The 15,348-nt window shown below is 56.2% G+C and carries 11 protein-coding genes and 3 pseudogenes; 7 read left to right on the top strand and 7 right to left on the bottom strand.

The features are described 5' to 3' along the window. Positions 1 to 258: 258 nt before the first annotated feature. Both BM348_RS21545 and BM348_RS22050 read right to left on the bottom strand, forming a co-directional pair. The gene (locus tag BM348_RS21545; RefSeq protein ID WP_175507257.1) at positions 259 to 411 is read right to left on the bottom strand and encodes a hypothetical protein; all 153 of its coding nucleotides are present in this window, start codon (positions 409 to 411) and stop codon (positions 259 to 261) included. A gap of 54 nt (positions 412 to 465) precedes the next feature. Continuing rightward, positions 466 to 832 (bottom strand): annotated as a pseudogene (locus BM348_RS22050) (hypothetical protein); the annotation flags it as partial. A 494-nt stretch (positions 833 to 1,326) separates the two neighbouring features. Here BM348_RS22050 and BM348_RS18715 point away from each other — a divergent pair. The 4 genes from BM348_RS18715 (at position 1,327) to BM348_RS18700 (ending at position 6,098) form a co-directional block, all read left to right on the top strand. Next, the gene (locus BM348_RS18715) at positions 1,327 to 2,850 is read left to right on the top strand and encodes a formate/nitrite transporter family protein (RefSeq protein WP_092907373.1); all 1,524 of its coding nucleotides are present in this window, start codon (positions 1,327 to 1,329) and stop codon (positions 2,848 to 2,850) included. A 332-nt stretch (positions 2,851 to 3,182) separates the two neighbouring features. Further along, positions 3,183 to 4,124, top strand: a complete 942-nt coding sequence (locus BM348_RS18710; RefSeq protein ID WP_092907371.1) for a PGF-CTERM sorting domain-containing protein — start codon at positions 3,183 to 3,185, stop codon at positions 4,122 to 4,124. Between the two features lie 172 nt (positions 4,125 to 4,296). Next, the gene (locus tag BM348_RS18705) at positions 4,297 to 4,710 is read left to right on the top strand and encodes a desampylase (RefSeq protein WP_092907369.1); all 414 of its coding nucleotides are present in this window, start codon (positions 4,297 to 4,299) and stop codon (positions 4,708 to 4,710) included. 227 nt (positions 4,711 to 4,937) lie between these two features. Continuing rightward, positions 4,938 to 6,098 (top strand): MFS transporter, encoded by a 1,161-nt coding sequence (locus BM348_RS18700; RefSeq protein ID WP_092907367.1) that lies wholly within the window; start codon positions 4,938 to 4,940, stop codon positions 6,096 to 6,098. 43 nt (positions 6,099 to 6,141) lie between these two features. Here the strand turns inward: BM348_RS18700 and BM348_RS18695 are convergent, their stop codons facing one another. Beyond that, a complete protein-coding gene (locus BM348_RS18695; protein ID WP_245779539.1) occupies positions 6,142 to 6,873 on the bottom strand; it encodes a uroporphyrinogen-III synthase in 732 nt (243 codons plus the stop codon). Between the two features lie 91 nt (positions 6,874 to 6,964). On the opposite strand from BM348_RS18695, the gene BM348_RS18690 reads away from it, so the two are divergent. Together BM348_RS18690 and BM348_RS18685 are read left to right on the top strand one after the other, a co-directional pair. Beyond that, the gene (locus BM348_RS18690) at positions 6,965 to 7,939 is read left to right on the top strand and encodes a deoxyhypusine synthase (RefSeq protein ID WP_092907365.1); all 975 of its coding nucleotides are present in this window, start codon (positions 6,965 to 6,967) and stop codon (positions 7,937 to 7,939) included. 85 nt (positions 7,940 to 8,024) lie between these two features. Beyond that, entirely contained in the window at positions 8,025 to 9,008 is a 984-nt protein-coding gene (locus BM348_RS18685; protein ID WP_092907363.1) for a transcription initiation factor IIB, read from the top strand. A 39-nt stretch (positions 9,009 to 9,047) separates the two neighbouring features. On the opposite strand, the pseudogene BM348_RS18680 reads toward BM348_RS18685, so the two are convergent. Beyond that, positions 9,048 to 9,974 (bottom strand): annotated as a pseudogene (locus BM348_RS18680) (IS630 family transposase). Between the two features lie 504 nt (positions 9,975 to 10,478). Between BM348_RS18680 and BM348_RS22045 the strand changes: the two are divergent. Further along, positions 10,479 to 10,659 (top strand): annotated as a pseudogene (locus BM348_RS22045) (IS6 family transposase); the annotation flags it as partial. A 443-nt stretch (positions 10,660 to 11,102) separates the two neighbouring features. Here the strand turns inward: BM348_RS22045 and BM348_RS18670 are convergent. From BM348_RS18670 to BM348_RS18660, 3 genes are all read right to left on the bottom strand, one after another. After that, positions 11,103 to 13,304: a (Fe-S)-binding protein gene (locus BM348_RS18670; protein ID WP_092907361.1), complete on the bottom strand. Its 2,202-nt coding sequence runs from the start codon at positions 13,302 to 13,304 to the stop codon at positions 11,103 to 11,105. 105 nt (positions 13,305 to 13,409) lie between these two features. After that, the gene (locus BM348_RS18665) at positions 13,410 to 14,366 is read right to left on the bottom strand and encodes an electron transfer flavoprotein subunit alpha/FixB family protein (RefSeq protein ID WP_092907359.1); all 957 of its coding nucleotides are present in this window, start codon (positions 14,364 to 14,366) and stop codon (positions 13,410 to 13,412) included. Beyond that, complete coding sequence (locus tag BM348_RS18660) at positions 14,363 to 15,154, bottom strand: electron transfer flavoprotein subunit beta/FixA family protein (RefSeq protein WP_092907357.1); 792 nt, start codon at positions 15,152 to 15,154, stop codon at positions 14,363 to 14,365. The genes BM348_RS18665 and BM348_RS18660 overlap by 4 nt, the downstream gene beginning before the upstream one ends. Positions 15,155 to 15,348: the final 194 nt, after the last annotated feature.

The following is a 15,348-nucleotide window of genomic DNA, read 5'->3' as shown; positions in this document are numbered from 1 at the left end:
CGTTCACCGACTGCCTTTTCGGATATTGCCTCGTTGCGTGGGCGGACAGGCCGCCTCCGCAGGACGGTTCGGAATCCGCTCCGTTCCGACCGGTTCCTACACTACAGTAGATCCGACTGTCACTTAAACGTCACCATGGAAACTCGGGGCAGGCGTTTGAACGGCGGTCTGTTCCACGGAGTGACGGCGTGTATCCACGGCCTGAAGGCCGTGGTATTACGCCTGCTCACCGTATAACGTTCGTATCGAGAAAGAGTTTCATAGCCGTTCGCGGACGTCGCGGACCTCTTCGACAGAATCAACCTCAATGTCGATAGCCAGTTCCTGTAACGCATCACCAAGGGGAACTTCTTCGTTGTCCTCTGGATCACCGGCCATGAACTTGGCGAAGTCATCAGTGGTGAGGCTCATAATACACAGTTACAGGGCTGTTCGCAAAAGTCTGCTGGTATTCTGAGTCAGTCGTTACGCAGACTCGACTCTCAGATCCTCGAGAGCGGCTTCTAGCGACCCCTGAAACTGCCACGAGGGTTGCTCGACGCGTTGTCTGTCGGCCCATCCCACCGCGGAAAGCCGGCGTGGCAGCTCACCTTGACCGTCTACTCTGCCGGTTCATCGAATGGGGTTCGCGTTGGCAATTCGACGATGTAGAGATACTCTTCGTCACCGTGAATTCCATTGGCAGGATTCTCGACGCCGTGGCCGAGCAGGAACAACGGTTGCTCGAGATGCTCCATGTTCGAGGGTCCAGCAAGTTATCCGGCTGGTCTGCGCGAATGCTTCGCTCACACTCTTCGTCCACGTAGAGGCCCATACTCGAGAGCGTCTCGAGGGTCTAATTACGGCTACATCGACTCTCCGTATCGGGTGGGATACGTCTACGAGCTCGTCCATGATGTTGGACTCGTCCTGCTCGGCTTTGTTGAATCGCTCTAAGACGGTGGATTTCACTGTTTGACAGCGCGTTTGATGTTGTAGACGGCACACATCAGAGCAATTTCGCGGAACTCTCGATACTAGGTTCGTGCTCGCACGGCTATAGTAGTTCAGAGAAGAATTGGGTACATGGTAAATTTCCTCGGAGTCGAGCCCCGAGGCTTTCGCGTGGACTCCCGTTCTATGCCTCGGTAGAGGCAGGGGGTATGTACTCCCCGCTCACGTTCAATGTCCCGCGATTCAAGCCGTCTTCACGGAAATATCGTACGACTGCTCGAACGAACGTTTTGACTGTCACAACAAACACGTACAACAAGAACCCATGTCCACCATGGAGACAGGAATCCGGGGAAATAAGGGTTTGAGCGCCGTGGTCTACTGCGGTTGTTCATGAGTCGATCTACGGTTTCGACGCTCGCGGCCCCAGTCACGGAGCGCGATCACGTACGTGGGTCCGACGATGCGCCGCTTACGCTGGTGGTGTACGGTGACTTCGAGTGTCCGTCCTGTGGCCGGCTTTACCCGGTACTCGAACGTATTCGGGACCAACTCGGCGACAGGCTTCGGTTCGTCTTCCGGCACTTCCCACTCACGGAGGCTCACCCACACGCCTTGCGTGCCGCGGAAGCTGCCGAAGCCGCCGCTGCGCAGGGGATGTTCTGGGAGATGCACGACGTTCTCTACGAGCACCAAGACGCTCTCACCGACGAGGACCTGATTAGATACGCCGACGAACTCGGACTCGATACCGAACAGTTCACCCGAGAGTTGGATGCCGGGGTGCACGAGAAGCGCATCGAAGAAGACGTCTCGAGCGGAGCGCACAGCGGCGTCGACGGCACACCAACGTTCTTCATCAACGGCCACCGGTACGATGGTCCCCTCGAGTACGATGCGTTGCTCGAGGCAATCGTGAAGGCGGGCGATCTCAGCGCGATCCAGGCTTCGATTCGACACCGTGACAGGGCGATGCGCGAGACGATCGAACGGTCGCGAAGCGGAGCGCCGGCTGCGGGAGCGGCAATCCGCGATTATTTCTCGGCGGACGAAATTTTTCAGCGACTTGTCGCCACCGCGGACGAGGAGTTCAGCCGAAGCAGGCGCCAGTTGTTCATGAGCGGGATAGCTGCCGGACTCGCAATCACGTTGACGTTTCTCGCACGATCTGCGGTCACCGCGGCCGTTCCACTCGAGTCGGCGCCACTGATCGGGAACCTGTTCTATCCGGTCGGATTCATCCTCATCGTGATGGGGCGGTATCAGCTGTTCACCGAGAATACGCTCACACCCGTCACACTCGTATTGACGCGTATTGCGAGTGTTCGAAATCTGCTTCGACTCTGGGGAATCGTCATCGTCGCGAACGTCCTCGGCGCGGCTCTCGGTGCGTTCGTCCTGGCGACGACGGGCGTCTTTACCCCTCAGGCTGCGGAAGTTGCCTTGGGCTTCGGCGAACACGCGTTCGAAACTGGTTGGTGGGACCTCTTCTTTAAGGGGATATTCGCTGGGAATATCGTCGCAGCGATGGTCTGGCTGGTGCATGCAAGTCGAGATACGACGACGCGATTGCTGCTCGTCATCTTCCTTATGTTTCTGATTCCATCGGCCGATCTGTTCCATTGCATCACGGGCGCATGCGAAGTTCTCTATTTCGTCTTTCAGGGGAACGCTAGCCTCTGGGCGGCGTTTGCAGCCTTCTTCGTACCGGTCACGCTCGGCAATATAGTCGGAGGTGTCCTGTTGGTCGCGCTGCTCAATTATAGTCAGACGGCAGAGCGGCAGTTCCCGAACCGAGATCCGAGTCAACTCAAACTTTCCTGGGCGGAGTGGCTCTACAGTCGACAGACAGGTGGACCCCAGCTACTCCCGTCCACTGAAGAGAATGCCACCGAATCAACTGAAAGAAATCGATAACCATCACTAACCAAACCACTACGCGATGCCTGCCGATGCTTTGTCCTGAGAGAGTTCTCGTCGCTTTCTGAATGAGAACGGCGTAAGTAACTGCTGAATACCATCAAGTAGACGGCGCATAGTATACGGTGATCATTTCGAAAGTTCGATCAGATGATTAGTAGTATCCCATCACAGTCACCAGATCAAACCAGACGGGCTGTAAAAACGAATCGAGACTGGTCACGGTCTCGCCTTGACACGGACGGCCAGTGGATCGACCGGTCGCTCGGTATGTTAGTACCCTTTCTCTCGAATCCACGCGGCGACACGAGTATCAGCCAGTGATATGCATGACCGGTGAATTCTCTCTCACCTCCACACGTACCGTCCTGGTAATCACTCTCTGTGTCGTCCTCATCACGGGTGTTATTCCACCCGTTGGTTCGAGTGCCGAAGTACCACAGTCCGTCGATGCGTCCGTTGTGTCGCCTGAGGCTAACGTCTCCGAATCGGCCTACGAGGAGCCGGCACCTGAACGAGGCGATCAGTACTTCGAGGCGGCCGATCCGAACGGTAACTGGATCAGCTACACGAATCCGCGTGACAACTATCGCAGCCCGTATCTCGGCGATGGCTCCGGGAAAATCTGCGTCACGTTGCTCAACGAAGCGGGTGAGCCGGTCGTCGGCGAGAGCGTTCCGAACACGACGGTGACGATCCCCACCGGCGATGCGCTCACGTGGCACGAGTACGCCGATCCGATGACCGTTGAGTACCCACTGACCGACAACTACGAGTGGCCACTCGACGCCGATCAGTTCGGGACGAATGCGGATCTCCCGCAGGGAGATGGATACATGGATTCCCACTGCATTGAGTTCCACGGTCACTCGGAGGGCACCACTGTCGAGTACGGTGACGTACAGATCGAGGGCGACCACGCGGACGACATCGAACTCGTGGGATACGTCGAACAGCCAAACGACGACTGGAATACCAGCGTCGATCCGATAGCCGATGCCGAACCGTACGAGGAGGTCGGAGGTAACTGGACTTATCGGAGTGAGAAACACGAGCGGTTACACGGTCAAGTCGTCGCTGTACTCCAACTGGACGCGGCGGAAGGTCAAGTAGAAGCCAACGACGGCGATGCCCAGAGTACCGATAGTGGTACCGAAATGGAGTCAGATGACGATCGCAAGGTAGAGGATGTTGATATGACATCCGGATTCGGACTAATCGCTGCTATCATCGCGTTATCGGCGCTCACCCTTGCTCGCTACCGACGATGACGAAGTAATGTTCAAATTAGAACTTGAAGGAACGAGGTGATGGTGGTTCCTGGTACATAGCAAATCGACTTCCCAACACTGTCTTGTATCGTCTTTCAATTGTGATCTGTGGACAGTTGCATCTGGTTAGACTATATCTTTTAGTCTTTATACTGAGTCTGCTACTTTGAGTATGATCAAGTTCTCTCGACCACTGTATGACCGCGTAGTTGAGCAAGCGTGTAATAAAGATAAAGCGGAAATCTGTGGAATCCTCGGTGGAACGTACGGGGAAGACCAATCGATTGTCGAATCAGTATATACTGCGGAAAACGTAGCAAACACGCCGAAAATTCGCTATTCCATCGACCCCAAAGAGCAACTGGAGCTTATGAAGACGATTGAGGCAGCCGGTGATCGAATCGTCGGTTTCTATCACTCCCATCCCACTGGACCGACACAGCCGACTGAAATTGATGCCGAACAAGCAGCTTGGCCGGAGTACTCATACGTCATCGTTTCGCTTGACGGCTATCCGTACGTGAGTTCGTGGCGCTGGCGTGAGGACGACGGATTTGAACAAGAACTCCTACAAGTGTCAGCTTAACCGAACGGTTACGGATCGGGACCACATATTGATAGTGCATCGGCCGATTACTCCGACACATAGTTCCCTTTTGCCCGGCCGTTCAGTATGTGGTTTCATGCCGAATGTGAACAGGTTGTCCTGGTCGTTTACTAACGCGCTGAAGGGAATATGACCCTTTCTATGGCACGCTCCCTCAATAGCAGATGACTTACAGAGTTCAACTGCTGAAGTATGAATAGATAGGAATGGAATGGATACGGTCACTTCGAAATTCCCCGGCAGTAGCGGTGATATTCGCAAGTACACTCGTCGCTGTTATGGGAGTTTCGCTCATTAGTCCTGCACTGCCAGCGGTCCAGGAGGCATGGAGCATTTCGGAGGCCCAAGCTAGCCTCTTATTGTCTGCGTTCACACTTCCCGGGATCTTTCTTACACTCCCGATTGGACTGCTGACCGACCGCATCGGTCGAAAACCGATTTTGATCCCTGCGCTCATCGTCTTCGGACTCAGCGGAGGCAGCATTATTTTTATCTCCGATTTCACGCATATTCTCGCACTTCGAGCGATCCAGGGCGCGGCGAGCAGTGCGATAATTATGCTCACGGTTACACTCCTCGGAGATCTCTACTCCGGTGAACAACGGCGGGTGTTGATCGGGACTAATGCGGCGATTCTCGCGGTTGGGGCTGCTGGATATCCGCTCCTCGGCGGTGCGCTCGCAACACTCTCTTGGTCAGTTCCCTTTGCGTGTTTCCCTCTCGCGTTGCTTGTCGCTGTTCCCGGGATAACCTTGCTCGAGGAGCCACACCGAAACGAGAACAACTCGAACTCGAGTATCCGCGAGTTCCTTGCCGGACCAACACCGATGACTCCCTTCGTGATGCTCTATCTTGCAATCCTCGGTATATTCGTCATCCTCTATGGTGCCCAACTCACCGCCGTTCCGTTCTTGCTCGCTAACGAATTCCAGCTTTCGTCGGCAGGAATCGGCCTTCTCCTTGGACTACCTGCAGTTACGATGGGCGTGACTGCAATGCAGGGGGACCGCGTGCTTCAGTTGCTCACGAGTTTCCAATCGATCGCGCTTGGATTCGTGAGCTACGGAATCGGCCTCGTGATCGTCGCCATCGCGGACTCTATCTACGTCATCGCCGGCGCACTCTTCTTGTTCGGTCTCGGTCAGGGGCTCGCAGAACCGATTACGGATACCGCGCTCAATGAACGGGCACCGGACGAATTTCGCGGAAGTATTATGAGCATTCGAACGAGCGTTCTCAGACTCGGGACGACGATTGGTCCGCCGCTCACAGTCGGGGCTGCAACCGTGTTCGGCTATCGACACACGTTATTACTTTCTGGTGCCGGTATTTTCGTCTTCGGCGTAACTTGGTTTACAATCAAGTGATCGCAATATCGTTTGTAACTGCTCGGTTAGAAACGGAGTTTCCCTATTGCTGTATTTCTCGTATACGGTTGACTGTGGTACGAGCGAACCGATTGAAACTAGCTTGGTCTGGGAGAACATCAACAGAGGCTCCATTTTTGCGGACAGCTCGCGCTGTCGGTTCCCCAATTGCACCAATAACCGTTTCCGCAGCCGCACGTTGGAGTGGACCGGTAGCGTCACGTTCAGCCGCGATTCCGAAGAAATGATCGACCGTCTTTGGCGATGAGAACAGTATTCCATCTAGTTCGCCCTCTACAGCGAGCGAGACCGACCGCCCTGCAGTACTCGGTTGCTCCAAATAATAGAGATGGGTTTCATGGACGTCTGCACCTGCTTCTTTCAATCCCTGAATCAGGACATCACTCCCGTGTGCACTTCGAGCGATCTCAACAGTCTCCCCTTCAACCACATCTGTCAACTCCTCAACGAGGCCCGTGGAAGTGAACGTCGAAGGAATCACATCCACAGAATATCCGTAATCTCGTAACGCGGCTGCAGTATGACGACCGACAGCACACACTGTCTCCTCATCTGATTGCCATCCATGCTCTACAGCGAGTTCGACGCCGGTCTTACTGGTGAAGACACAAAACTCCGCCTGGCGAGGTCGCTTCCCTGTCGGACAGATAGTCAACATCGGATCTGAGATCGGCGTAACATCCAGCGATTGAAGATAAGTGATAGCCTCGTCAATACGAGTATTGTCAGGGCGAAGGACAGCTACCTTCGGCATAGTAATACTCCATCGTTGATGGCCTTGGGTGTATCGAGAGCGGACGACCAATTTCGAGTTCTTCAAATCCTTCGGAAAGTTATCCAATAGTATGGATAACGACGCCGCTCATGACCACGTCGTCCCCGGGAGTGATGAGGAACTTCGTACCCCAGATGTTCGTGGCTACGACTTTCGAGGAGAATTCGACTTGCAAGAAATGCTCGAGTCGTACGCGACGACTGGATTCCAGGCGACCCAACTCGCAGAAGCCATCGATATTGCAGAACGCATGCAGGAAAAGGATGCGACAGTCTATCTCACGTTCACATCGAATATCATCTCGTCGGGGTTGCGCGAGACCGTCGCCTACCTGATCCGAGAAGGGTACGTAGACGTTCTCATCACGACGTCCGGATCCTTAACAGAGGACGTCATCAAGACTGCGAAACCGTTCAAGATGGGGAATTGGGACGCAGATGAAGCAGCACTTCGAGAGCGAGGCATCAACCGACTCGGTAATCTCTTCGTTCCTTCTGATCGGTACGTGTGGCTCGAGGAATATCTATACGATTTCTTCGATGATTTCTTCGCGGAGGAGAAAATTCGGACACCGACGGCATTCGCCCGTGAATTAGGGAAAACGCTTGACGACGAGGATTCAGTCTTGAAGCAGGCGGCGGATAATGGCGTCCCAGTGTACTGTCCAGCACTGACCGACGCCGAGGTTGGGAACTTCCTCTACTATTACCGACAGGGCTACGATTCAGACGTCGGAATTGAGATTTTGGATGACTACGACTCGCTCATCGAGGACGGATTACTCGCAGAAACGACGGGGCTAATCGCGGTTGGTGGGGGTGTCCCGAAACATCATGCGATTATGACGAATCTCTTCCGTGGTGGGGCGGATTACGTCGTCTACATTTCAACGGGGATGGAGGGGGATGGGTCGCTGTCGGGCGCCCCACCGAACGAGGCGGTTTCGTGGGGCAAAATTAAAGAAGAGCGAGGTAACTACACCCAGATTGAAGCAGAGGCAACACTCGTCTTCCCACTGCTTGTGGCGGGGGCATTCAAGTTATAGAGCTTCTGGACCGAGAACCTACAATCGGAAGTATCATATTCATAATTCAAACTTTATACTCCAGCGGTTCTTCTGGTGAAAACCAATGGTTTGGTCTGTCCGGCTCGACGACGAAGAGCACGAAACAACGCACTCGAGTGATGAAACTGCGACCACGACTTGCTCAGGATGTGGATCAGCGAAGATCCGCCACCATTCTAGTCGCGGTGAACGGGTCTGCGAAGAGTGCGGGCTCGTTCTCGAAGACGAACTCGTGGATTCTGGTCCGGAGTGGCGGGCGTTCAATCATCAAGAACGACAGAGTAAGTCCCGCGTCGGTGCCCCGACTACCCAGACGATGCACGATAAGGGACTGACCACGAAAATCGACTGGAAGGACAAAGACGCCTACGGGCGTGCCATCTCGGCGAAAAAGCGCTCGCGAATGCATCGCCTCCGGAAATGGCAAGAGCGCATCCGGACGAAGGATGCTGGTGAGCGGAACCTCCAGTTCGCGCTCAGCGAAATCGATCGGATGGCGAGCGCACTCGGTGTTCCACGCGCCGTTCGTGAGGTGACCAGTGTGATCTATCGGCGGGCACTGAACGAGGATCTGATCCGTGGACGGTCGATCGAAGGAGTGGCCACCGCTTCCCTTTACGCAGGATGCCGCCAGGAAGGAATCCCACGTTCTTTGGAGGAAGTAGCCGGCGTTTCACGTGTCGAACGGATCGAAATTAGCCGCACCTATCGATACATCTCGAACGAACTCGGTCTCGAACTCCTCCCGGTCGATCCGAAACAGTACGTTCCGCGATTCAGTTCGAAGCTCGAGCTCCCCCAAGAAGTGGAAGCGAAGGCCAGTGAGATTATCGAAGAGACTGCAGATCCGCTGCTGTCGGGACGGGGTCCATCTGGATTCGCGGCGGCTGCGATTTATGCGGCTGCGCTGCTCTGTAACGAGAAACGAACACAAAAGGAAGTCGCAGATGTTGCACAAGTGACCGAGGTAACTATCCGCAATCGCTATCAAGAGCAGATCGAGATGCTGGGGCTGAATGAACCACTGCCTTCCCTATCAGAGCAATAGTGAGAATTATAATTGGTTACTCACTGTTGGCATAGAGAGCTAGTCAAGAGCTGTATCAATCGCCGTTGTTAGATCGTCGAGTGACTCAAAGAAGCGGTTACTGAGAGCAGCTTAAAGTTGTCTCCAGCACTCCTCGACAGGACTTAGCGCTGGTGAGTACGCCGGTAACGTGACAAAGGCGAGGTCGTCACGGGCCGCCAGGTCCGTGTCGGCCGACGCCTGGAAATACGACGCTCCATCCAGCACGATCAGCAGATCATCTTCGAACTCTTTGCATAATGCAAGAATGGAATGTTTGGCGTGTTCGGCGGTTACGTACTCTTCGAACCGGGCGAAAAACGATCACCGTCTTCGGTGATCGCGCCCAAGAGACACGTCCAGTCGCGTTGGCCAGATAATTCGACGAACAGCTGCGTGCCGCGGGGAAACCACGCGGCACGCGGCTCAACTTGCATGGATTTCTTGGTTTGATCGATACAGACTACGGTGGCGTCCATCTCCTGCCGATTTTAAACTCTTCGTGGAACGTTTCTTGCTCGTCAGCACCGGATTCAACGGCTGTACGGCGTGGTTTTTTGATAGTTCAATCCCGCTTCTTTGAGCAACCGCCGGCAACTCGGGATTGAGTACTCGACATCGTAGGTTTCGTCAAGATACTGCTGAACGAGCGCTGACGTGGACGCCGGTGCGTTGAGCCCAACTTCCTTAGGAGATCCGTGGACAGTTGTTTTGGACTTATCTTGCTCTTTTTCCGGGTGTTTTTTCCCAGATCGAAGAGCATCAGCAACGGCCTGCTCAAGCGACTCATCAATATCGAGTCCGCTTGAGTCAGCTATAGATCGTCCGCTGCTGCACGCCGTACCACTCGGCTAGTTCAGTCTGTGTGACGCCGTTTTTATACGCTATCGCGGCTAAGAGCTGTTGTGTCGACTTCTTTTCGTCCACGCTGTCGAGAGCATCTTGCAACTCTTCGACTGAGACTGCGACGAAGTGATCACCGCCTGTTGTAACACTCTACGAGAAAATAATTCTAACTTTTTCTATAGTTGTCGGCCTTTGCCATCCCACTCCTTCATCCATGCGTGGGGCTTAGCAGGCTTTCATCCCATCAATGCCCTCCAAACAATCACTCCGAACAAATTAGAATATCTGTGCACAACTCTCTCAACGAAAAAATAAACACTTAACATGGATTGTACACGATAAAGTTTTGTTGGCAAGCGCCAACACTAGCAGTATGGTCATCCTCCCAAATGTGACCACTAACTGCCGAACATCACGCAGATCGGCGCAAACAAATCGCGCCGAATTTGCGTTTTAAGTGATCATACCTCAGTTTTCGTGGGGGATCGCCATACAGCGTTAGATTTGGTTAGCTCATAGCACGTTTAATGTTGTAGATAATATTCATCAAGGGGCACTGTCTAGATGATAGTTTGAGGAACGAGCAGGTGGTGGCGAGAAGTGTCCATGCAGCTCGCCAACCTGCTCAGAGAGACCTTAGACGTGGACTGTGATGAGGTTTGGGAGACCGAGCGCACCCCGACACCTGTCAGGGTATTCGCCGTCCACCTGCACGTGCTCGGTTGTCGTTTCAGAAACCTATCTATTTCACTTGATCGGTGTAGACCTCTCTCACCAAGCAATTTGGTATCAGTGAATCGGCTGGTTTATGTGTTCTAGACTCGCGATGGCTCTACCGTCCTCAGAACTCGGAGGGTTCTGATGGGGCGCACGAGAGACCTTCCCTTGTGGATACGGCGGATTGCTTTGTACCTTTGAAGACGTGCGTGTCTAGTTCCAAATCGCGCTATGAGAGCGGTCAACGCCGAGTAATCCAAGTACTGCGAGGACCTTCCGAGAACCAACAGGCCGTCGAGTATAGCTGCATCTTGAGCATCCTGACGTCCGTCAGGATACGTTCGTTCTTCCACCCTCATCACAACGATCACGCTAATAGCCGTTCTGCTGGCCTTCTTCTTTTCACATTCTCGAGAATATCTAGGCGTTCTTCGATAGAGATCCAGCAAGGTGATTCACTAACTACTGCAATAGTTCGTGAGTGGATGATTTCAAGTTCTCCTGTACATGGGGTTAGTCTGCCGTGACCTCGAGATCCGCTTGCTCTTCCTCGCCGATCGCCTCGACGATGAGTTCGGCCACGTCGACGACCTCGATCTCGTCCTCGAAGCCCCCGGTTTTGCGCCCGTCCTCGTACATCGTCATGCACATCGGACAGGCAACCACGAACTTTTCGACGCCAGCGCCGGCGTCGGTGTCCTCGAGCGCTTCGCGGAGGCGTTCCTCGCTGGGTTTGGGCTCTTCTTCGAAGTCCATCCAGAGGCCGCCCCCGCCCCCGCCACAACAGAACGAGTTCGAACGGTTGCGCGGCATCTCCTCGAGTTCGCAGCCCGTGGCGCGGATGAGTTCACGTGGAGCTTCGTACTCGTCGTTGTACCGCCCGAGGTGGCACGGATCGTGGTAGGTGACTGTATGGTCGAGTTCGGTGCCCGACAGCTCGAGTTCGCCGTCGTTGACCAACTCCTCGACGGCCTGGGTCCAGTGGAGCACGTCGACCTCGCCGTTTGCGTTCCAGTGCTCGTCGTACTCGAAGGGCATGATGGGGTCGTCGGCGAACTCCTCGAAGTCGACCTCCGGATATTCGTTTTTGAAGGTGTTGTAGGAGTGGGGATCCGTACAGACGAGTTTCTCGAACTCGCAGGCTTCGAAGCTTTCGACGTGGTGGCCGGCGAGTTCGATGTAGAGGAACTCCTCGCCCACTCGGCGAATGTCGTTGCCGTCGTATTTTTCGTCCTCAAAGAGGATGCCGAAGCTCACGTCGGCCTCTTGCAGAATCGTGGCCAGCGAGCGAGCGACTTGCTTGTTGCGCTCGTCGTAACTCGGGTAGTCGCCGACGTACCAGAGGTAGTCGACCGTCTCCTCGCGGGCGTCCGTGATGTCGAACGCGAGATCGTCGGCCCAGTCGGCGCGGTTGCGCTGGCTGTTGCCGAACGTGTTGCCGTCCTGCATGACGTTCTGGAAGACGTCCTGCATCGACGCGGAGACGTCGCCTTGGTCGGTCATTTGGCGGTTGAGCTTGGTAAAGGAGTTGAGGTGCTCGATCTCGACGGGACAGGCGTCCATGCAGGCCATACAGGCCATACACGACTCCATGGTCTCCGTGTCGATCACCGATATCCCGCCGTCGGCGACGATCGGTTTCTCCTCGCCGCCGGCCGCGAGATCTTCACGATAGGATTTCAGGTCGAGAATGACGTTTCGGGGATCGAGCGGACGGTCAGAAGCCTTGGCGGGACAGACCGACGAACAGCGGCCGCACTTGGTGCAGGCGTCCTGATCGAGAATGTCTTTCCAGGTGAAGTCGTCGATGTCTTCGGCGTTGGTCGCGTCGAGATCCGACGGGACGCCCGGAAGCCGCGCACCGGCCTTCTCGTCGCGCGTGATGACGTTGGCGAACGACGAGAGCATGTGGAAGGGCTTGGCGTAGGGAATCCACGCGATAAAGCCGAGCGCGAGCAGCGAGTGGCTCCACCAGGTGAGCCAGTGCAGGGTTTCGGCGTTCGCGCCGAAGACGCTCACCGCCTGATAGGTCCCGGGATTCGTGGCCGCGTCGGTCGTCGGCACGCCGACCGCGCCGAACAGCATGGCCAGGCCGTAGCCGACGAAGCTGACGATCTCGTGATCGGGCATCCCCGTAATGTAAATCCGCAGGCCCTCGAGGAGGAAGCCGCCGACGCCCAGTCCGAACAGCGTCCAGATGAAGATGTCGTCCTCGTTGGAGGTATGACGGCCCCAGAGACGTTCGTTTCGCACCCAGTAGCGCCGGTAGATCGCCATCCCGATGCCGACGACGAACAGCAGCCCCATGGCGTCGACCATGAACTGGTAGGCCAGGTAGAACTCGCCCTCCCAGAACTGGATGCCCAGCAGGAGGTCGGTGCCGTAGCTCTCGAAGGCGATGATGCTCGTGGCGATAAACAGGGTCAGAAAGCCCCACATGATAAACGAGTGCATCAACCCGCCGTAGAGATCGCGGTTGAACTGTTTTTCGTTCGAGAGGACGATCTTCGCGGCGCTGATAATCCGCGTCGGCAGGGCGTTCAGCCGCTCGAACGGGTCGTCGTCGCCGTCGGTGTACCGACTCACTCGTTGAGAGACGCCGTAGGCGAAGACGGCGAGGACGACCGAGACGAGAAAGTAAAACAGGAGCTTCTCGACACCGTGAAGCCCCAGGTACATCTCTCTGGAAGCGTCCGCCTGTGCAACGATTTCCATATATTATGAGGGTGAATGGTAGAACTTAACTCTTCTCACACTGGCCAGTAGAGTCGGTGTATTCAGCGGTAGAAGTCACGATCGCAGAAACGGAGAAGTAGCGGACTACTGGAACTGTTCGGTCAGCGCGGGCACGACATCGAAGAGGTCGTCGTGGATCGCGTAGTCGGCGATGTCCATGATCGGCGCGTTCGGATCCGTATTGATCGCGACGATGGTATCGGAGCCTTTCATCCCGGCGACGTGCTGGACTGCGCCGGAGATCCCGATGGCGATGTAGACATCGGGCGTGACGACCTTGCCGGATTGGCCGACCTGCCGATTCTTGGGGAGCCAGCCGTTGTCGACGATCGGCCGCGACGACGACAGCGTCGCGTCGAGCGCGTCGGCCAGATCGCGGATGATGTCCAGATTCTCCTCTTCTTCGATCCCGCGGCCGATCGAGACCAGCACATCCGCCTCGCTGATGTCGACGTCGCCACCGCCGACCTCCTCGAAACCGGTGACGCTCGAGCCGATGGCGTCCTCGTCTATCTCCACATCGAAGGCCTCGATCGACGCGTCACCGGTGCCCTCGGCGGTTGGCCACTCGGCGCTGCGGATGGTGACGACCGCCGATTCGGCGTCGATTTCGACGGTGGTCTCGACTTTACCGCCGTACATCTCGCGGTTGGCGAGCAGGGTTTCGCCGTCGGTCTCGAGGCCGACCGTATCCGTAACGATCGGGAGGCCGAGGTGGTCCGCCACGGCGGGGGCGTAGTCGAGGCCGTTGACGCTGTTGGGTGTGAGCACGTACTGCGTTACCAGGTCGTCATATAACTGCGTGACCGCCTGCGTGTAGACGTCGTGGTTGAACTCCTCGCCGTGGGAAACGGTGTGGATCGCGTCGACGCCCTCGCGGTTCGCCTTCTCGGCGAACTCCTCGACGGGGCCGCTGATGATCGCCAGATGGAGGTCGCCGCCGGTCTCGTCGGCGAGTTCGCGCCCGGCGGTGATGATCTCGTAGCTCACGTCTCGGAGTTCACCGCGGCGGTGGTCGGCGATGGCAAGTACGTCCGTCATTGTGCCACCCCCTTCTCGCGGAGCAACTCAGCGAGTTGTCCGGCCGTGTCGTCGGCTCCGCCCTCCCAGACGGTCACGTCGCTCTCGGTCTCGGGTTCGTACATCTCGGTGAGCTCGAGATCACCCACGACCGCACTCTCGTCGACGCCGAGATCGGCCAGCGTCTGGACATCGAGGTCCTTACGCTGGGCCTGGCGAATACCACGCAGACTCGCGTAGCGGGGCTCGTTGATCCCGGTCTGGATCGTCAGCACCGCGGGCAGGTCGACGTCGGTCAGCTCTTCGACGCCGCCCTCGAGTTCGCGCCGGACCGACGCGACGCCGTCCTCGAGGTCGTGCTCGAGGCCGTTGACGACCGCGCCCCACTGGAAGCCGACGGCGCTGGCGAGCGAGACGCCGGTGGCGCCGAAACTGTCGTCGCCGGACTGCACACCCGAGAGGACGAGGTCCGGCTCTTCAGCCTCGACGACGGCGCTCAGGATATCGGTCTTCGCGCCGACGTCGAACAGGTCGACATCCTCGAGGGCGTCGTCCCAGACGCGGATGGCGCGGTCAGCGCCCTTCGCGAGGGCCTGGCGGATGGTCTGCTCGCAGTCTTCGGGCCCGATTGTGACGGTGACGACCTCGTCGGCGAGGCCGGCCTCCTGAAGTTGGACGGCCTCCTCGACGGCGTAGTCGTCCCATTCGTTGAGATCGGCACCGAGGTACTGGTCGGCGATCGCCGTTCCCTCGATCTCGAACTCGTCTTCGACGGTCGCGACTTCTTTGACCGTAACGAGAATCTTCATACACCTAATAGGCGATTTTGGCGATTTATAAATATCTTGCTCTTTCAACTTAGTGCGGAAAATTGATTTAGATAACCATAGACAAGATTGGTCGTGTTTTCCCATATATCTATTACTATACGCTCTTGTGTAGAACATTGTTGGTGGAGAGATGTCTGGCGACTTTCTCAACTTGGGACTACGGTAGCCACCCT

Source organism: Halostagnicola kamekurae, from assembly GCF_900116205.1.
In the GTDB taxonomy this organism is placed as follows: domain Archaea; phylum Halobacteriota; class Halobacteria; order Halobacteriales; family Natrialbaceae; genus Halostagnicola; species Halostagnicola kamekurae.
The sequence above is the reverse complement of the archived record's forward strand: the minus strand, read 5'-3'. Positions and strand labels throughout refer to the sequence as shown.